The 18309-nt window shown below is 42.2% G+C and carries 19 protein-coding genes; 3 read left to right on the forward strand and 16 right to left on the reverse strand.

Going from position 1 to position 18309, the window contains the following annotated elements; genetic code table 11:
- Positions 1–218 precede the first annotated feature (218 nt).
- From H8B19_RS17940 to H8B19_RS17950, 3 genes are all read left to right on the forward strand, one after another.
- Positions 219–878, forward strand: a complete 660-nt coding sequence (locus H8B19_RS17940) for a 2OG-Fe(II) oxygenase (protein WP_186508402.1) — start codon at positions 219–221, stop codon at positions 876–878.
- Positions 879–1101: 223 nt separating this feature from the next.
- Complete coding sequence (locus H8B19_RS17945) at positions 1102–1545, forward strand: Hsp20 family protein (protein ID WP_186508403.1); 444 nt, start codon at positions 1102–1104, stop codon at positions 1543–1545.
- A gap of 152 nt (positions 1546–1697) precedes the next feature.
- Positions 1698–2618, forward strand: coding sequence for a tetratricopeptide repeat protein (locus tag H8B19_RS17950; protein WP_186508404.1), 921 nt, complete (start codon positions 1698–1700; stop codon positions 2616–2618).
- Between the two features lie 11 nt (positions 2619–2629).
- Here the strand turns inward: H8B19_RS17950 and H8B19_RS17955 are convergent, their stop codons facing one another.
- From H8B19_RS17955 to H8B19_RS18030, 16 genes are all read right to left on the reverse strand, one after another.
- Entirely contained in the window at positions 2630–3388 is a 759-nt protein-coding gene (locus tag H8B19_RS17955; RefSeq protein ID WP_186508405.1) for an alpha/beta fold hydrolase, read from the reverse strand.
- Between the two features lie 75 nt (positions 3389–3463).
- Positions 3464–4108 (reverse strand): adenylate kinase, encoded by a 645-nt coding sequence (gene adk / locus H8B19_RS17960; protein WP_186508406.1) that lies wholly within the window; start codon positions 4106–4108, stop codon positions 3464–3466.
- A 229-nt stretch (positions 4109–4337) separates the two neighbouring features.
- Positions 4338–6278: a molecular chaperone HtpG gene (gene htpG / locus H8B19_RS17965; RefSeq protein WP_186508407.1), complete on the reverse strand. Its 1941-nt coding sequence runs from the start codon at positions 6276–6278 to the stop codon at positions 4338–4340.
- 146 nt (positions 6279–6424) lie between these two features.
- Positions 6425–7024, reverse strand: coding sequence for a recombination mediator RecR (gene recR, locus H8B19_RS17970; RefSeq protein ID WP_186508408.1), 600 nt, complete (start codon positions 7022–7024; stop codon positions 6425–6427).
- Positions 7025–7044: 20 nt separating this feature from the next.
- Positions 7045–7371 carry a YbaB/EbfC family nucleoid-associated protein gene (locus H8B19_RS17975; RefSeq protein ID WP_186508409.1) on the reverse strand — a complete coding sequence of 109 codons (327 nt, stop codon included), beginning with the start codon at positions 7369–7371 and terminating at the stop codon, positions 7045–7047.
- A gap of 15 nt (positions 7372–7386) precedes the next feature.
- On the reverse strand, positions 7387–9999 hold the full coding sequence (gene dnaX, locus H8B19_RS17980) for a DNA polymerase III subunit gamma/tau (RefSeq protein WP_186508410.1): 2613 nt from the start codon (positions 9997–9999) through the stop codon (positions 7387–7389).
- A 6-nt stretch (positions 10000–10005) separates the two neighbouring features.
- Positions 10006–10542: an adenine phosphoribosyltransferase gene (apt, locus tag H8B19_RS17985; protein ID WP_186508411.1), complete on the reverse strand. Its 537-nt coding sequence runs from the start codon at positions 10540–10542 to the stop codon at positions 10006–10008.
- A 232-nt stretch (positions 10543–10774) separates the two neighbouring features.
- Positions 10775–11539 (reverse strand): HvfC family RiPP maturation protein, encoded by a 765-nt coding sequence (locus H8B19_RS17990; RefSeq protein WP_186508412.1) that lies wholly within the window; start codon positions 11537–11539, stop codon positions 10775–10777.
- Positions 11526–12368, reverse strand: coding sequence for an HvfB family MNIO-type RiPP peptide maturase (locus tag H8B19_RS17995; protein ID WP_186508413.1), 843 nt, complete (start codon positions 12366–12368; stop codon positions 11526–11528). Before H8B19_RS17995 ends, H8B19_RS17990 begins: the two co-directional genes overlap by 14 nt.
- Before the next feature lie 53 nt (positions 12369–12421).
- Positions 12422–12811, reverse strand: a complete 390-nt coding sequence (locus tag H8B19_RS18000; protein ID WP_186508414.1) for an HvfA family oxazolone/thioamide-modified RiPP metallophore — start codon at positions 12809–12811, stop codon at positions 12422–12424.
- Between the two features lie 129 nt (positions 12812–12940).
- Positions 12941–14221, reverse strand: a complete 1281-nt coding sequence (locus H8B19_RS18005; protein ID WP_186508433.1) for a tetratricopeptide repeat protein — start codon at positions 14219–14221, stop codon at positions 12941–12943.
- Between the two features lie 8 nt (positions 14222–14229).
- Positions 14230–14844 carry an energy transducer TonB gene (locus tag H8B19_RS18010; RefSeq protein WP_186508415.1) on the reverse strand — a complete coding sequence of 205 codons (615 nt, stop codon included), beginning with the start codon at positions 14842–14844 and terminating at the stop codon, positions 14230–14232.
- A gap of 1 nt (position 14845) precedes the next feature.
- A complete protein-coding gene (locus H8B19_RS18015; RefSeq protein WP_186508416.1) occupies positions 14846–15247 on the reverse strand; it encodes an ExbD/TolR family protein in 402 nt (133 codons plus the stop codon).
- Between the two features lie 12 nt (positions 15248–15259).
- Positions 15260–15784: a MotA/TolQ/ExbB proton channel family protein gene (locus tag H8B19_RS18020; protein ID WP_186508417.1), complete on the reverse strand. Its 525-nt coding sequence runs from the start codon at positions 15782–15784 to the stop codon at positions 15260–15262.
- Between the two features lies 1 nt (position 15785).
- A complete protein-coding gene (locus H8B19_RS18025; protein ID WP_186508418.1) occupies positions 15786–17144 on the reverse strand; it encodes a MotA/TolQ/ExbB proton channel family protein in 1359 nt (452 codons plus the stop codon).
- Between the two features lie 5 nt (positions 17145–17149).
- Positions 17150–17923, reverse strand: coding sequence for a DUF3450 domain-containing protein (locus H8B19_RS18030; RefSeq protein WP_186508419.1), 774 nt, complete (start codon positions 17921–17923; stop codon positions 17150–17152).
- Positions 17924–18309 lie beyond the last annotated feature (386 nt).

Genomic DNA, 18309 nt, shown 5'->3' on the forward strand with positions numbered 1-18309 from the left:
AAAAATCCGATGACCTTACGATCATCGGATTTTGATCCTCTTATGCCGAATGTCAACTTCTTAACTGATCGGCATTAGAGACACTAGTCTCCTTTTTTGTTGGATAAATTGCCCTTAAAATAAACTGTCACTTTTTACGCATTTTAGTTAATTTTTTAAAGACAAAACCGTGAGTTAAGTATATAAAGCGTCACCCTATATTTTGGATGCTGGCATCGATGAGCGCAGTTGCGTTAGCCGACTACTTACCCACTGACACTGAATTTGATTTTATTGCCGATCAATTAGTTGATCACGGCTATTGCGTACTGGATAACTACTTCCCTGCCCCACTGATTACCTCATTAGCAATGCAGGTTCGTGAACTACACGACAACGAATTTTCTCAGGCTTCTATCGGTCGTGAATTACAGCAACAACGCAACGAATTTGTACGTACAGATTCCATTAAATGGTTAGATAGCTCAACACAAGAGCAGCAACACTATTTGCGCTTAATGAATCAACTCAAAACCGAATTAAACCGTCGTTTATTTATGGGGTTATTTGATTTTGAAAGCCACTTTGCGCATTACAAACCCGGTGACTTTTATAAACGCCACCTGGATGCGTTTAAAGGTCAAACCAACCGGGTTTTAAGTAGCGTTTTGTATCTTAACCCTGGTTGGCAGGTGGAAGATGGTGGTGAACTGTTGATGTATGAACGTCGTCAAAAACAGCCATTTTTAAAAATAGTGCCTAATTTAGGCCGGTTAGTATTATTTTTAAGTGAACGTTTCCCGCACGAAGTTTTGTCTGGTGAAAAAGACAGGTACAGTGTGACAGGCTGGTTTCGAGTTAATAACAGTGTGGGTGGTAATATCGATCCATCGAGATAATTTCAAAAACTATCTTATAAATTTCAATAAGTTAAAAATAAATTGAAAAATAATTTAACTTTTCTCATTGAAAAATAATTGTGTAACCATAAATAGTAGTTGTCGGCGCCGAATGGGTCGACAACGAACCGCCGCCGATAATCGGGGCAACTTTAAAATTGGATGTACTGATGGTTTATGAAACACAGTTCATCACATATTGCTTATTTATGAGGATATGATTATGCGTAATATCGACTTATCTCCACTTTATCGTTCTTTCATCGGTTTTGATCACTTAGCATCAATGATTGACAATGCCTCGCGTAATGAAAAGCAGGCAACTTATCCCCCTTACAACATTGAGTTGTTAGCCGATGACAAATACAGAATTACTATGGCTGTTGCGGGTTTTGCCGAGCCTGAAATCGAAATCGAAGTTCAGGAAAATACTCTGCTGGTAACCGGCAATAAACCTGGCAAGGATGAAGAGCGCAAATTCTTACACAAAGGCATTTCTGAACGTAACTTTGAACGCAAGTTCCAGTTGGGTGACCACGTAAAGGTATTAGGAGCTGACCTTCAAAATGGCTTGCTGCATATTGACTTAGAACGAGTCATTCCAGAAGCGAAAAAGCCACGTAAGATAGAGATTGGCAACAGTTTTATCGAAAATAAAGCTGAATAATTCCCAATCATTTGTGTTCTCTTCCCATAAAGCGGCCTGATAAGCCGCTTTTTTATTGTCTGTTACCTTTTTTGGGTTTCTGAGCGCTAACAATTTATGCTACATTCCTGCGCTGTTGTTTTTGACCTTCTGGTCAAACAGTCAGGACTCACATGAAAAAACGTTGGTTGCTAGGCTTAGCAATGGTGTGCCAATACACCTTTGCACAGTCACAGAATATTAATGAACAGCAACACTTCGAACAATGTCAGCAGGAGCCTGTAACATGCTTAAACTGGATCGAGCAGCAATTACCGTCATCAGTGACGGGCAGTTTGAAGTGGTATAGCTTAAAGTTATTACAGCTGGACGCGCTGGTTGATTTACAGAAGTTTGAACAGGTTAAAGTCCAGTTAACGCCTTTGTTATCAGATCCGGATGTGCCTCCTGTTATGCTGGCATCGGTATATACCTACCACGCCAAACTACTGGCATTTGATAAACAAACCGAACAAGCCAGTCTTTATCTGAATAAAGCCATTGACTTACTGATGTCGATTAACTCGGTATCCTTTAATCTGATGCGTTTTGTCAAAATCGCCAACTTACTGATTTATCTAAAACAACACGATCAGGCGATGGAATTATTGCTTAAACTTGAAAATGATTTTTCAACGAGCCCTGATCATCACTTTAAGCTCGAAGTATTTTCTAACATTACCATTGTTTATCAACGCCGCGGGCAACGTCAGCAGCAATTAAAATATGCAAAAAGAGCACTCGATGAGGCCAGACTCTACGACAATAAGCACTTTATTTGTGTATCACAGTACAATGTTGCCAGAGCACATCAACAATTAAACCAGCTGAGAAAAGCCGAGGGGTACTTTTTGCAGGCTTTGACTCAGGCAAGAGAATCAAAGTTTGAAATGGGCGAATTTCTGGCGTTATTGCGATTAGCACAGGTAAATATTGATGAGCAGGATATACAATCGGCAAAATTTTATTTTGCGCAAGCCGAATCAGAAACTATCCCGCCCATGTACCAATCACTGTACGATTCAGTTGCGTCCAGCATAAAAGCCAAAAGCTGAAGGTCTTTTGGCTAACAGGCCATAAAAGCCAGTATTTCTTTATTGACCTCAGTTGCATGACTAACCGGTGCCATATGTCCACCTGCGGTTGTCACAACCTGACAACCAGCGATATTAGCCGAAACTATTTTCGCCACTTCAGCAGCACTTGGCTGCGTTAGCTTGCCTTTTAATAATAATGTGGGACAGTTAATGTGTTTAAGTTGCTGTTGACCATAGGTTTCACCCGTTAAGCCCTCAAAATCCAGACTGGTTTTTATTACCTGAGCTGCGAATTGTTGTTGGATCGGCTGTGGCAGTTTTTCAAAAAAGCCCTCACCATTCCAGTAATTGATAAATTGCTTCGCCGCCTGTTCATGTGTCATCTGATGCATTTGTGCGCCCAAAGCATCTACTTTTTGACGTTGTGGATGTGATACGGGTAGTAAATGAAAGGCTACGGGTTCAAAAATGACTAACCTTTCTACCCACTGTGGTTTTTGTACCGCAATTTTAAGTGCCGTGGCACCACCATAGGAATGACCAATCCAACTGGCCTTTTCAATCCCAAGTGAACCGAGAATATGCTCAATACGTTCAACTTCAGCATCCAGCCGAAATGGGCTGCCGGCAGCTTGCGGCGCGGAGCCATAACCTAACATGTCGATATTGATAACCTGATACTTAGCCTGTAAAGACTCAACCAGTAAACGCCATTGTCTGGAACTGCTCATAGAACTATGCAATAACACCACCGCAGGTCCCTGACCTGAAACACTTACACCCTGCATTTTAACCTTCTGTTTTTGAGAAACTAAGATATAAAAAAACCCACCAGGGGTGGGCTTTTTCAAATTTATCTTGGATTAACCTAGCATTGAAGCCAGAGACTGACTGACTTCTTCAACAGGTTTAGTCCCTTTCACACTGTGGAACTGACATTTACCGTCTTCTGCCTGGGCTTTGTAATAAGTCACCAAAGGCTCGGTTTGTTCGTGATAAACAGCCAAACGCTTACGAACTGTATCTTCCTGATCATCCGGACGAATAACCAGCTCTTCGCCAGTCACATCGTCTTTACCTTCCACTTTAGGTGGATTGTATTCAACATGATAAACACGACCTGATGCAGAGTGCACGCGACGACCACTCATACGTGACACAATCACATCGTCCGGTACATCGAATTCGATTACGTGATCAACCGCGACACCATTTTCAACCATGGCGTCGGCTTGTGGGATAGTGCGTGGGAAGCCATCTAGCAGGAAGCCATTTTTACAATCATCCTGTGCAATGCGTTCTTTAACCAGACCGATGATTAGCTCATCAGACACCAGCTTACCTTCATCCATTACTTTTTTAGCCGCCAGTCCCAGCTCCGTGCCTGCTTTAATCGCCGCACGTAGCATGTCACCGGTAGAAATTTGTGGGATCCCATATTTGCCCATCAAAAACTGAGCTTGCGTGCCCTTACCCGCGCCAGGCGCGCCAAGAAGAATGATGCGCATATCGTATTTCCTCTCTCGCGTATCTAAAGATTGATATTCAAACTCGGGACTTTACACACTCAATCAACAGGTTACAAGAATATTACGCACCAAATTGACGCAAAAGCACTACAGGTAGGGACTTCAGCAGGTATTTTTGACTAAAAACAATAAATTATTGTGTTAACAAACAGACAGAGGAAGGGATAAACGCCTTCCGGAATCAAATAACCGGAAGGCGTTAAATGGATTATTTAACTAAATCCAGTAACAGCTTGTTGATTTTTTGCACATAGGACGACGGATCTTTCAGACTGCCCTGCTCTGAAAGCAACGCTTGTTCAAATACCACATCACTCCACTGTGCAAAACGATTATCATCCTGCTCACTCGATAACAACTTAACCAACTGATGTTCAGGATTGAGTTCCAGTGTATATTTTGCTTCTGGTACCGGCTGACCCGCAGCTTGCATCAGTTTAATCATCTGTGTGCTCATACCGTACTCATCAACCACCACACAGGCGGGAGAATCGGTCAGGCGGTGAGTGAATTTCACATCAGACACTTTTTCGCCTAATACAGTTTTAATGCGTTCTAATACACCTTCAACTTCTTTCTCGGCTTCTTCCTGCGCTTTTTTGCTATCTTCGTCTTCCAGCTCACCTAAATCCAGATCGCCACGACTGATAGACTGCAGCGCTTTTTCTGAGTATTCAGTCAGGTGCTGCATCAACCATTCATCAATACGGTCTGACAATAATAAAACTTCGATGCCTTTTTTGCGGAATACTTCCAGATGAGGACTGCTCTTAGCTGCGGCAAAACTATCGGCTGAGACAAAATAGATTTTGTCCTGACCTTCTTTCATGCGTGAAATGTAGTCATCCAGCGATACGTTTTGTGCATCATTATCATTGTGGGTTGAAGCAAAACGTAACAATGACGCAACTTTCTCTTTATTAGAGAAATCTTCTGCCGGCCCTTCTTTTAATACGTTACCGAATTCATTCCAGAATAACTGGTATTTTTCAGCATCGTTTTTCGCCAGTTTTTCCAGCATTTGTAAAACACGCTTAGTGCAACCCTGACGCATTGCCTGAGTGATTTTATTATCCTGCAGGATTTCCCGGGATACGTTTAATGGCAGATCATTAGAATCCAGCAACCCTTTTACAAAACGCAGATAAGTAGGCATAAACTGTTCTGCATCATCCATAATGAAAACGCGCTGTACAAACAATTTAAGACCGTGTTTCTGGTCGCGATTCCACATATCAAACGGCGCTTTAGACGGGATGTACAGCAAGCTGGTGTATTCCGTTTTACCTTCTACTTTATTGTGTGACCACAGTAGAGGATCGGCAAAATCATGAGAAATATGTTTGTAGAATTCTTTGTATTCATCATCGCTGACGTCTGACTTATCACGATTCCACAAGGCCGTTGCTTTGTTTACCGCTTCCCAGTGTGCCGGAACTGCAGGGATTTTTTCACCCGGCTCACCGTCAGGGCCTGCTGGTCCATCACGCTCTGGCTCTTCCTCTTTATACATCTCGACCGGGATATTAATGTGGTCAGAGTATTTACTAACAATGGAACGTAAACGCCAGTCATCAAGGAATTCTTTTTCATCATCACGTAAATGCAGAATGATTTCGGTACCGCGGTCTTTTTTCTCGATGTCGGCCACGGTGAAATCGCCTTCACCAGCAGATTGCCATTCAACCCCCTGAGACGCATCCACACCAGCCGCCCGACTGCGCACAGTGACTTTATCTGCCACGATGAAGGCTGAATAGAAGCCTACACCAAACTGACCAATCAGTTTTGAATCTTTAGCCTGATCACCCGATAACTGGCTGAAAAACTCTTTTGTACCTGATTTGGCGATAGTACCCAAATGTTCGATGATTTGATCACGTGTCATACCAATACCGTTATCAGCAATAGTAATGGTATTAGCGTCTTTATCGACTGACAGACGAACACGCAGTTCACCATCATTTTCGTATAAGCTGTTATCAGACAGCGCACGGAAGCGCAGTTTGTCCGCTGCATCAGCCGCGTTTGATACTAATTCACGTAAAAAAATCTCTTTATTCGAATAAAGAGAGTGGATCATCAGTTGAAGAAGTTGTTTAACTTCGGTCTGAAAACCATGGGTTTCTTGATGGGCTACTTCAGCCATAGCAATCTCTCCTGCCATATTGCTTTTAAAATTCACAAGCTAGGAGATAGGGCCTGGAACCGAGTTTTCAACATCTGCACATAAAAAAAGTCGCGATTGAATTAACAAAAGCGACTTATATCGTGTTTAAAAACGAATTGCTTTATTTAAAGCGCCTTACGCCCCGCAAATGCGTGAGTTAGCGTATTGCCATCAATGTACTCAAGTTCGCCACCAAAAGGTACACCATGCGCAATTCTGCTGGCAATCACATTGTGCTCTTTACACAATTCTGCAATATAGTGCGCCGTTGCTTCACCTTCCACTGTCGGATTGGTTGCCAGTATGACTTCTTCCACCGCTCCCTTCTTAAGTTCATTTGCCAGTTCAGGCATGCCGATATCAGCGGGGCCAATGCCATCAATGGGGGAAAGGTGACCCATCAATACAAAATAGCGCCCTTTAAATTCAGCAGTTTGTTCTATGGCTAACATGTCTTGTGGTGACTCGACAACACACATGGTCGCGTGTTCACCGCGAATAGGATCGGCACAAATGTCACATAACTGACTTTCCGTAAAGGTGCGACACTTCGCACAGTGTTTAACATGCTCCATGGCGTTAAACAGACTCTGGCTTAATGATAGCGCCCCTTCCCTGTTACGTTCGAGTAAATGAAACGCCATGCGTTGTGCACTTTTTTGCCCAACACCGGGTAAACATTTTAACCCTGCAATTAATTCGCTGATCAGCGGACTAAACTTCATTTACTGCATTCCTGAACGACTTAGAAAGGAAGTTTCATACCTGGTGGCAGACCCATGCCACCAGTAATGGCAGCCATTTTTTCTTTAGAGGTTTCCTGTACGCGACGCGCGGCATCGTTAATTGCAGCGGCAATTAAATCTTCCAGCATGTCTTTTTCATCTTCCATTAGTGATGGATCGATTTCTACATGACGGACATTGTGGTTACAGGTCATGGTCACCTTAACCATACCGGCACCGGACTCACCAACCACTTCAACATTGGCTAGCTCTTCCTGGCTTTTTTGCATGCGCTCTTGCATTTGCTGCGCCTGCTTCATGATATTTCCCATTCCACCTTTAAACATAGTTTTCTCTCTTTACTATCTGGGTTCAATACTGTTTTCGATGATTTGTGCATCAAATTGCTGCATAAAATACTGCACATTATCATCTTTTGAAATGACGTCCTGGGCATACGCCTGACGCATTTGATTAATGCTTTGCTGAATTGCAAACGGGGTATTAACCGGCTCACCCAGTTCCACATCCAAATTAATTTGTTGCTGCCAAAGCGCAGATAAAACACTGGCAAGCTGGGCTCTGGCGGTTGGGTTATTCAAATGCTCCAGCGGCTCTGGCAATGTTAGTAATACGTTATCACCATTCTTTTGCATAGCCGATTGCAATGCCAACTGTTTGGTTAATCCACCAACACCTGTTTGTTGAATAGTATGACTCCATTCATCCAGCTGTTCGGCAAGTGTGACTTTGATTCCATCTGACAAAAATGGACGCATTTCCAGCGTTACAGGCACAGCAACTAACTGGTGCGGAAGTAATGTTTCATCTTCATCAAGCGAAGGTGCGTCAGCCAGCTCAAGATCGTCGGACTGAGGCTGTTCAACATAAGGCATAGTCCCGGGAGCATACTCCCACGGCGGAACCTCGGTTTTTGCCATACCCGTAGTGTTTTTTTCGCTAACGGTATCTATCGCAACGGGTGCATCGTCGGCTTCATTATAATCATCCTGTATATCGGCAGACATCTCATTTTGTGGCGATGTAAATTGCCCTGTAGGCGGAGTTGAAATTTGTGGTACTGGAACTCCGGTAGTGTCATCACCGTGATCACGTTCAATATCAGATACAGCCTGTGCGGCTGCTGGCAGCGGCAACTCATCAACATTTTCAATATTAGGTTTTGTTGCTACGGGTGGTGTCCAGACAGCTTTTTCTTCGCCAGGTCCTGAGGCGGTTTCTGCCGCATCAGACTTTTTTTCGCTGGCCTGCTGCGCTTGCTGTTTAAGCTCCCGTCTTATTGCCAGTAAATCCTGGGTATTATTCAGAGACTGGCCGGATGCAACACCATCTGAGACTGGCGGGTTATGCGTATTTGATTCGTCACTATCCAGTGTGCTGATATCACTCTGAGGAAGCAAGTCACCCGCTTGTTGCAAAATTTCCTGCTGCTGATATGCCAGAAAATCACGGTAGTCATCTTCATCCTGCCGCTGTTCCGGTGAATCCTCTGAATCTGATAAAGGCACATTATCAGCAGTAGATACATCCGATTCTGTCTCTGTTAGCACCTGTGTAGCTTTGTCTGACTCAGACTGACCATTAACCGAAGCAGCTTCGTCCATATCTGACGTGGCTTTATTAAGTGACAGATTCGCCGGTTGTTGTATTTTTTTGTCTTCAGGTACTGCAGTATTCGGATACTGACCAGGTATATCTGAGTCGTGGCCAGACTGAAGACTGTTGCTTAACTCATCAGTTTGCTCCTCTGTTTGTTGAGAAACAGAGTTCAGGTCACTTTCGAGCTTTAGTGTGTTGGCCGCTTCGTCCTGCAACGCAGCCGTGGCATTCAAGGTTTGTTGCTGCAAGTGCCCGGGGTCGGCGAACTGCCGCTGCGGATTAAATGCCAGCATACGTAACAGCGTCATTTCAGTGCCACTGCGCCCGTCCATTGCAAAAGGCAGGTCTTTACGTCCCTGCAACGCAATCTGATACATTAATTGAATTTGTTCGGCAGGCGTTTGCTTGGCTAATTGGTAGATAGCGCGAGCCGCAATGGTTTCCAGCTTACACACATCAGGTACCATTTGTGTAAGCGCAATCTGATGCAACAGACTGAGTATTTCGCTTAACAACGCTGAAAAGTCGACAGACTGACTAACCATTTCATCTAACTGCATCAACGCTGATTCGGCATTACCTTCAAGTACCGATTTAACCAGCTTGAGAACCTGATTTTTATCCATCAGTCCAAGCATGTCAGTTACAATTTTTAAGGTAACCTGCCCATTGCCCTGAGCTATCGCCTGATCGGTCAGACTAAGTGCATCACGCATACTACCGTTGGCCGCACGCGCTAAATGCGCCAATGCGTCAGCTTCATATTGCAGCATCTCCTGCTCAAGAATATGTGATAACTGTCCAACAATCTGTTCGCGTGACATTGCCTTAAGATTAAACTGTAAGCAACGGGACAAAATGGTTACCGGTAACTTCTGCGGATCTGTGGTTGCCAGTAAAAATTTTACGTGTGGAGGTGGTTCTTCCAGCGTCTTTAATAATGCATTAAAGCTATGCTTTGACAGCATATGCACTTCGTCTATCAGGTAAACCTTGTATTGAGCACGAGTTGGCTTGTACTGAACGTTATCCAGTAATTCACGGGTATCTTCGACTTTTGTTCTTGATGCCGCATCAATTTCCAGTAAATCGATAAAGTTACCCTTATCAATTTCGATACAGGTAGCACATTGCCCACAGGGGGTAGAACTCATGCCCTGTTCACAGTTCAGGCTTTTTGAAAAAATTCTGGCGATTGTTGTTTTACCAACCCCACGTGTCCCAGTGAACAGGTAGGCATGGTGCAAACGATTATTGTCCAGTGCATTTGAGATCGCACTGACAACATGCTCCTGCCCAACTAATTGCGCAAAGTTTTGTGGTCGCCATTTTCTGGCCAGAACCTGATAGCTCATTGAATATTAATCACCGTCAAACTGACAAATGGAATAGCTGGTTATCCCCTGCGCAGCAAGCCTCTGTTCCCCACCTAAATCAGGCAGTGAAATAACAAATGCTGCATGCTCTACATGACCACCCATTTTTTCGATCAGGTTGGCTGTGGCAAGTATAGTTCCACCGGTTGCAAGTAAATCGTCCACCATCAGAATGCGTTCCCCTTGATGAATAGCATCCTGATGAATTTCCAGACAATCTTCACCATATTCAAGTGAATATGACTGACTGTGAACCGCCCCGGGTAGTTTATTGGGTTTACGTACAGGAACAAAAGCAATACCCAAGGCATAAGCCAGTGGCGCACCAAAAATGAACCCACGTGCTTCAGTACCAACAATTTTATCAAATTTTTTGTCTTTATAACGTTCAGCCAAGTGACTGATCGTTTTGCTAAAAGCATCTGCATTAGCCATCAAAGACGTTACATCTCTGAACTGAATTCCCGGTTTCGGATAATCAGTTATTGTACGAATAGATGCTTTTATTTGTTCAACGGACATTCAACCTCTCCGTTTACTTCAGAAAATAAAATACGCTGCAACCCGCAATAATGTGCGCTAACGGGAAAACAACTAATGTTAAAAGGCAAAGTAATGCATATTTTGCATTAAACGGATCTTTGTAATTTTCGTCGGCCATAACGTATTCCTGACATTAAATTAAGGCGCAAATAGTAATAGAATCCCACCAAAATTAACAGCGGAATTCCTTGATATACCGTCAGGATTAGATTTAGGAATTGCTTTTGATTGATTGATAACCAGCGGCTAAAACTCGTTGCTCAAGAAATGTAAGTAACACATCTTTGCAACCTAACGACATTTGCTCGGCACTAATCTGAGGAAATTGCTTTGTAAGTCTTTCAATCAGATCTCTTGTATTGATAATGTCTTTATCGCGGATAATAGTGAGCATATGCGCTGTTAGTCCATTCAACTGACTAAATTTGATTTCAAATTGCGGGTCGCGATACACCAATAAAAAGGTCATCTCATCAGGTTTGGTGGGTACAAAATCAGGTGATATCTTATGAACTTCAAAAGGATAAGCAACAACCTCACATAACTCAGACAAACAAACTTGTTCGGGTAATTCTGATGTTAAGTGCCAATCGTATTTTTTACTCGACTGGCGTAACGAGAGTTCCAGTTCAATCCATTCATAATGGGCTAATTCACACAAAAAAATAGGATCGGCCTGTGTAAACTGATGTTCGCCGTTAAGATACTCTAAAAACTCGGCACAAATATCAACGAAATAAGGCGAGTGGCTATGGTGAGTTTTAATAAATTGCCTGATCAAACGGTGCCAGTCTGATTCGCTATAAATTTGTTTTAGTACTGGAAAACCATTTGAAATAAAGCCAGCAATGTTATTAAAAATAAGCTCGCTATAAATTTTCATGCGTCGAGCTTCTATATCTGCCGGTGCAACATTTACACTTGGATCTCTCAGATGTTGAGTAAAAACAAGTTGCAACTGTTCAAGCTCTGTCACGATGTTCTGCCTCTATACCGTTATTGTCTGACTGAATCTGTTTTATTTTTTTAACTTCCAGCACTAAATCTGCTAATGAAGGCAAATTAAAATCTCGTTCGAGTAATGTGGGGAAAACCCCATGCTGCTGATAGGCAAAATCCAACAAATCCCAAACAGGATCGATAACATCAGCTCCGTGTGTATCCACCAATAAGTCGTCAGCCTCATTAAAATGACCTGCAATATGACCGTAAACGACTTTATCGCTAGGTAATGACTGAATAAATAATTTAGGATTGTAGTTGTGATTTATACTATTCACATAAACATTATTTACATCCAGAAGTAACTGACATCCGGACTCATGTAAAATAGCGTTGATAAAATCGATCTCAGATAACTTTTGTCCCGGTGCAGCGTAGTAGGATACATTTTCGAGAACTAACTGACGCTCAAGAATATCCTGGACTTGTTTTATACGCTGACTTACGTGTTTTACAGCTTCTTCAGTGAAAGGAATGGGCATCAAATCATAGAGATGACCATGTCCAGTACAATAACTTAAATGCTCACTATAGAGAGTTACATTGTACTGTTTTAAAAAGTGCTTTATTTGTTTTACAAAATCGACGTCGAGCGGCTGTATTCCCCCTATAGAAAGCGATAAACCATGAGTAACCAACGGCTTGCTTTGTATCAACTCTTTAAACTGGGGTAAATATGAAGGTGGTGCTTTGATCCAGTTTTCTGGAGCCACTTCCCAGAAATCAATGTCATCAGGGATATTGTCATTTAGCTGGTTAAACAACTCCCTGCGCAAACCTAACCCTGCGCCATGTGCCTTCAATCTAAATTCCCCATGATTACAAGAGAAGGCCAATACTGGCCTTCTCTGCTTTATTAATGACTGCCGCAAGAACCTTCTTTTTTGGCTTTTTTCTCACCACATTTGCCTTCGCCACATTTTCCTTCTTTTTTGGCTTTATTCTCACCACATTTGCCTTCGCCACATTTTCCTTCTTTTTTGGCTTTATGCTCACCACATTTACCTTCGCCACACTTTCCTTCTTTTTTGGCTTTTTTCTCACCACATTTGCCTTCGCCACACTTTCCTTCAGCTTTTTTATCTGCTCCACATCCACCTTCCATCGAAGCGGATACCAAATAACCTTGTTCTAAAGGCTGAACACTAAACGGATTGGCGTTTGCCGTGAATACAACAGATGACAAACTAACTGCAGCAACCGCACCTAACGTAGAAGCCACCTTGGTTTTGTTACTTTGACTCATTATTTTGTTTCCTTTTTGTAAGGCCCGAGGGCATGTCTTTACATCAGACCACAGTTATAAAAAAATAATTTCAACAAGCTTTATACTTTTTTGGGGCAAAAAAAAGCCCCTTTACAGGGGCGTTTTAATTTAGATTTTTATACCGCGGTTCTGAGCTTTTTCCTTAATATAAGGAGCCCAACTTTTCGCACTACGCGAGGTAGCAGGATCTTTTCTTGCCTCAGTAACATGCTGGTAAGCAGACTTGAAGTCTCCCTGATAGAAATAAGCTTCCATCAGTGCCATATGTATGCGACCAACTTTATCCGTACCTTTCAAAGATTTATTTAGTGCAGCGACTGCACCTTTATAATCTTCTGCAGCAAGAAGAAGTGTCCCTTGCTTACGATACAAATCAAGATCACCAGACAGCTCGGCAGCTTTTCCATAATAATACGCAGCTTTATCGTACTCGCGCGATTGATGGAAACTATTTGCCATAGAGCTCAGCAACTGTTCATCAGTTTTAATGAAACCTGATTTAGTGTGCTTTTCCAGTAATGTGGCAGCTTTGTATGGAATTTCGTTAACAGAATATAACTGAGCCAGAATTTTAACCTGACTTGGCTTTTCAAGAAATCCTTGGTTATAAGCTACTTCCAGAGTTGCCAGCGCTTTTTTAAAGTCTTCAACTAAGAAATAAAATTGACCAAGTTGAACCCACCATTGTTTGTCACCAGGGAAAAGACGAACTAAGTCTTCTGCAACAGCAACCGTTTGCGGATACATTTTTCTTTCATAAAAAGAAGTCAGTTTCAGCAAATATGGGTTCTTTTCTTTTTTACCCGCAGCTTTATTGATATCAATTGCTTTTTGAGCAGGCTCAACCATTTGTGCTAATTGACCAGACTCATAATACGCTTGAGCAACACGAACATAAACATCAGCATCTTCTTTACAAGTAAAGCTCATCCACTTTTTATAAGCGGCAATTGCGTCCTTGTAGTTTTTGACCATCATGTTTAAGTCACCAACAGTTCTTAACGACTGAGCTTGCTCTCCATCGTTGAGAATATTGGCATCAGCTGCACGTTTGAAATAAAACAGCGATTTTTCAGGATCAATAGAAGCGTACAAACTACCGATAAATTTATCGACGTAGGCACGATCGAAACCATCAGTTTCAATTTCCAGCAAAATATCCAGTGCATTTTTAACACGCAGATCTTCCGCTACAGTCTCATCTGAATAGGCTTCAAATGCCTTTTGTACTTTTTTACCCGCTCGCTCACCAACAATATTAGTATTGCCCTTAACATAACCAGGACAAACTATTGGAGCAGTCTGAGCAAAACTTCCAAAAGAAGTTGCCATTAAACCAACGGAAAGAGCTGAGGCTGTTAACCAGCTTTTTAATGAAAATTTATGCATATTCATTATCAACTCCCCTCCAATTTAAAGTCTAACTGAACTTTCATATTGAATTGCTTAACAGGCTTACCATCAACGATTTTCGGCTTATACTTCCAGCGACTAAGCGCTCGACGGGCCTCACGATCGAAGACACGCTTTGGTTCTGAATCAATCACTTCAATATCATCAACACCACCCACTTCATTGATAGTAAAGGAAAGCTGAACCCAACCTTCTTTACCATCCCGAGCGGCCTGCATTGGATATTTTGGCTCGATACGAACAATTGGTGTAGCTTCACCATCACGCATCATTGCACCAGGTGCGCCAATATCTACCGATGCTCCACCCACATCTACACCTGGAATATTAAACGACAACGCATTGTTGTTCGCATCAGATGTATCCGGTTCAACAGGCTCCAGTTTAGGTGGCTGTTGAGGTGGCGGTGGTGGTGGTGGTGGCACACGACTACGAACCTGTGTATTGCTGTCAGGCTCATTCATCACGATATCAATCACCGGTGTTGGCTTCGATTCTTCTTGTGGTCTGGAGGAGTTGGCAATCAACTCCGCCATTAACACAAATAACGCAAAGGTAATGCCCGCACCTAAAAGTATAGATACTATTAGACGAACCATATTAATTATCCTTTGCTGCTACCGAGATCCTGTCAATGCCTGCTGCTTTGATTTGATCCATAACCTCAACAACTTTACCGTGCTCAGTCTTAACGTCAGCTTGTAAAATCACCACATCAGTTGGTTGTTCCGCTAACATTCTTTCTAAGTTAGCACGAACGCGTTCTACATCTACTTCACGCTTATCCATCCACACTTCACCGCGTTCATTGATCGCAATAAAAATATTGGCAGACTTTTGCTTGGTGGCTTGTTGAGCCTTAGGTTTATTTACTTCAATACCCGCCTCTTTAACAAAAGAGGTAGTTACGATAAAGAAGATCAACATGATGAATACAACGTCCAACATGGGCGTCATATCAATTGTTGCTTCTTCTTCTTCTGCACGATGTTTACGAGCCATAAAATTCTCTCTTTAATGATGAGGCAAGCTATCGATTAATTTTTCTTTAAGAAGCTTAACTCTAGCTTCCAGGCGTGAACTAAAAAATACGCCTGATAACGCTGCAACCATTCCGGCCATTGTCGGAATTGTTGCCATAGAGATACCAGCAGCCATCAAACGTGGATTACCAGTACCTTGTGTTGCCATTGTTTCGAATACTCCGATCATGCCCGTAACCGTGCCTAACAGACCGATTAATGGACAAATAGCAACAAGCGTTTTAATCAATAACATTCTCTCACTAAGTTTATCTGATGCTTGCGAAATCCATGTGTCACGGATCTTATGCGCATACCAGGACTTGGTGTCTTCTCTTGCTTCCCAATTCGCAACGATACGTTTTTGCAACGCTGGAAAAGATGAAGTCAGAAACCAATAGCGCTCTACCATTAAAATCCACATGAGGAAGAGCGCTATGGCGACAACGTAAAGTACGTCACCGCCTGCAGCGATAAAATCCCTGACTGATTCCCATAATCCAATCAGGTACAGCATATTATGCTTTCTCCGCCTCGGCGTGAGCAGCAATGATTCCTGCTGTCTGCTCATCAAGGATGTGAACGATAGATTTTGCGCGTCCTGCTACTAAGCTATGAAGAAGAAGTAGCGGCAATGCTGCGATAATACCTTCAGCTGTTGTTACCAACGCCATTGAAATACTACCAGCCATCAGTTTAGGGTCACCTGTACCAAACAAAGTAATTTGTTGGAAGGTTGCAATCATACCGATTACCGTACCTAACAGACCCAATAATGGCGCAATTGCAGCCAGAATTTTAATGATGTTGATACCGCTCTCAATCTTCGGTAATTCACGAAGGATCGCTTCATCCAGTTTTAATTCCAGATTTTCAACATCAGAATTTTTGTTTTCTTTATAAACGGCAAGGATACGACCTAGTGGGTTGCTGTTTGAAGGATTGTTAACATTCTTAAGCTGTGAGCGGATTTTACCGCCAACCAGAGTAAGAGTAACAATCTTGTACAGAGATACCAACAGACCCAGCACAAACAAACCAGTAATAACATAACCTGGCAGACCACCCGCATGATAACGTTCCATCATAGTTGCTTTAGAGATAAGCAGACCTAAGATACCGCCACGAGAAGGGTCAACATAAACAGGCTGCAAACCAGAAGTTGCATCTACAAAATCAGTTGCAGAATCAGTCATGTACGCATCTGGCTGACGACCAAGAGGCACAACTTGCTTCTCTTTGTCCTGATACAACAAGTAACCTTGTTTACCAACAAGGTTGAAGGTACCGATACGCACAACGGTTTCAACGCTTGAACCGCCATCTAAAGATACTACTTCACGGTCGAAACGAGCTACTTTACCAGACTCAGTCATTTCGGTTTGCAATGCAAACCAAAGCTCTTCTAATTCACCTAAGCTAGGTAAACCTTTTGATTCAGAAGCCATTTCTTCTAAGAAATCACCACGACCAGGGAATTGAGCACTTACAATCGATGTAGCGATATGACCATAAGCTTCAGCTGAAGCCTGACGAACAACACCAAACATCTCACCCAAAGTACCAGTCGCATTTTTCAGCTCCTGCTCTTTATTGGCCAGTTTAATTTCGTTGTCAGCAAACTGCTTAGCTAGTCTGTCACCACGATTTTGTTCAGCTTTTAAATCTGCTTTAGCTTTATTAAGCAATGCTTGCTTATCAGCACGAGCAGAATTGAATTCAGCTTCACGTTTTTGATTGATGCGAGCTTCAGAAACACGGTTCTTTTTAACCTGATCTAAAAGCTGATCTAAAGTAGTTGCGTTTTGTGCGTGCACTGCACCCGCACTAACAGCCATAGCAGCTGTTAGTAGAACAGATTTGAATAATACTTTCATTCTGATTACTCCGCTGCTTTGATTGGTAATTTAATCAGGTCAATTGGAACCAGTTTTTTCGCCATTTTCACAGCAGTTACAACTGAACTCAGGTATGAATCACCTAACTCTTCCCAAGCACGAGAATCATTATTCCAAACCCATGCAGTCTTCTGGTCTAAAGATAAAGCAACCAGCGCAGTACGACCCAAGTTAAAGAAATCAACAGAAATCTCTTTTCCGTTATATTCCAGTTTGCCTTGGTTAGAGCTGATTTTAGAACCGTACTCGTTTTCAATTTGATATGCTTCAAGCACTTGACGGAACTGTTCAGATACAGAAACGTTTGACTCGCCCATGATTTCACGTAAGTGAGCTACACGAGCTTTACGCGCTTCATAGTTAATTGGAACATCTAGTTCGATGAACTGTTCCAATGCATCAATCATACGATACATTAAAGGAACAACACCTTGTTTGGTTTCTTCAATACCGTCGATTTGACGTTGTAAAGAATCCAAACCAGCTTGTTGGTCAGCAACCAAACGAGCAACGTGATCGTTATAAACTTTCAGGTTTTCAGTTTCATCAATTGTTTGACGATACTCTGCTAGCAATTCCTGAGTTTGTTCATAGATGCTATTAATTTTCTTTTGAGACTGAGCTGCAGCGGCATGAATTTTACCTTCTTCTTTTTGAAGGTCTTTCAATGTATCTGCAGAAACAATCTGACTACTCCCAAGTGCGAAAGCACCGATAACGGAAGCAGCAATAATATTTCTTTTGCTTACTTTGGACATAGTTCCCAACCAATTATTTTGTTTTGAAACCTTATCTTATGACAACAACGTCTAAGCGATAAGGGGCTTGTAAAAACGAATTGTTATTGGAGTGCAGTGTTTTCGCTAAAGAAAAACACATACGACCGCCGAATATTCACATGGAAATCGGTAAATTGTCAAGTTGGTATAACCGAAAGAGGATGCTTATCTTCTGACAACTTGAATCCGGACTGATAAGCGAGATGAAGATTTATACAACCTATTTAATTCAATTAGTACTTTTGCACAATTTTTACTCTCATCCGAGATAATAGAATAATGCAAAATCAATTCATCAAAGGGATTAGACCTATATGAACCGTATTTCCCCTCCTTAATTCATTTAAATGTTTTAGCAAAAAAAA

Origin of the sequence: Neptunicella marina (assembly GCF_014270035.1) — a bacterium.
Classification (GTDB): Bacteria; Pseudomonadota; Gammaproteobacteria; order Enterobacterales; family Alteromonadaceae; genus Neptunicella; species Neptunicella marina.

Excerpts from the sequence above, each read along its gene's own strand:
- H8B19_RS17940 (WP_186508402.1), top strand. The coding sequence starts at position 219 with ATGAGCGCAGTTGCGTTAGCCGACTACTTACCCACTGACACTGAATTT.
- H8B19_RS17945 (WP_186508403.1), top strand. The coding sequence starts at position 1,102 with ATGCGTAATATCGACTTATCTCCACTTTATCGTTCTTTCATCGGTTTT.
- H8B19_RS17950 (WP_186508404.1), top strand. The coding sequence starts at position 1,698 with ATGAAAAAACGTTGGTTGCTAGGCTTAGCAATGGTGTGCCAATACACC.
- H8B19_RS17955 (WP_186508405.1), bottom strand. The coding sequence starts at position 3,388 with ATGCAGGGTGTAAGTGTTTCAGGTCAGGGACCTGCGGTGGTGTTATTG.
- adk (WP_186508406.1), bottom strand. The coding sequence starts at position 4,108 with ATGCGCATCATTCTTCTTGGCGCGCCTGGCGCGGGTAAGGGCACGCAA.
- htpG (WP_186508407.1), bottom strand. The coding sequence starts at position 6,278 with ATGGCTGAAGTAGCCCATCAAGAAACCCATGGTTTTCAGACCGAAGTT.
- recR (WP_186508408.1), bottom strand. The coding sequence starts at position 7,024 with ATGAAGTTTAGTCCGCTGATCAGCGAATTAATTGCAGGGTTAAAATGT.
- H8B19_RS17975 (WP_186508409.1), bottom strand. The coding sequence starts at position 7,371 with ATGTTTAAAGGTGGAATGGGAAATATCATGAAGCAGGCGCAGCAAATG.
- dnaX (WP_186508410.1), bottom strand. The coding sequence starts at position 9,999 with ATGAGCTATCAGGTTCTGGCCAGAAAATGGCGACCACAAAACTTTGCG.
- apt (WP_186508411.1), bottom strand. The coding sequence starts at position 10,542 with ATGTCCGTTGAACAAATAAAAGCATCTATTCGTACAATAACTGATTAT.
- H8B19_RS18000 (WP_186508414.1), bottom strand. The coding sequence starts at position 12,811 with ATGAGTCAAAGTAACAAAACCAAGGTGGCTTCTACGTTAGGTGCGGTT.
- H8B19_RS18005 (WP_186508433.1), bottom strand. The coding sequence starts at position 14,221 with ATGCATAAATTTTCATTAAAAAGCTGGTTAACAGCCTCAGCTCTTTCC.
- H8B19_RS18010 (WP_186508415.1), bottom strand. The coding sequence starts at position 14,844 with ATGGTTCGTCTAATAGTATCTATACTTTTAGGTGCGGGCATTACCTTT.
- H8B19_RS18015 (WP_186508416.1), bottom strand. The coding sequence starts at position 15,247 with ATGGCTCGTAAACATCGTGCAGAAGAAGAAGAAGCAACAATTGATATG.
- H8B19_RS18020 (WP_186508417.1), bottom strand. The coding sequence starts at position 15,784 with ATGCTGTACCTGATTGGATTATGGGAATCAGTCAGGGATTTTATCGCT.
- H8B19_RS18025 (WP_186508418.1), bottom strand. The coding sequence starts at position 17,144 with ATGAAAGTATTATTCAAATCTGTTCTACTAACAGCTGCTATGGCTGTT.
- H8B19_RS18030 (WP_186508419.1), bottom strand. The coding sequence starts at position 17,923 with ATGTCCAAAGTAAGCAAAAGAAATATTATTGCTGCTTCCGTTATCGGT.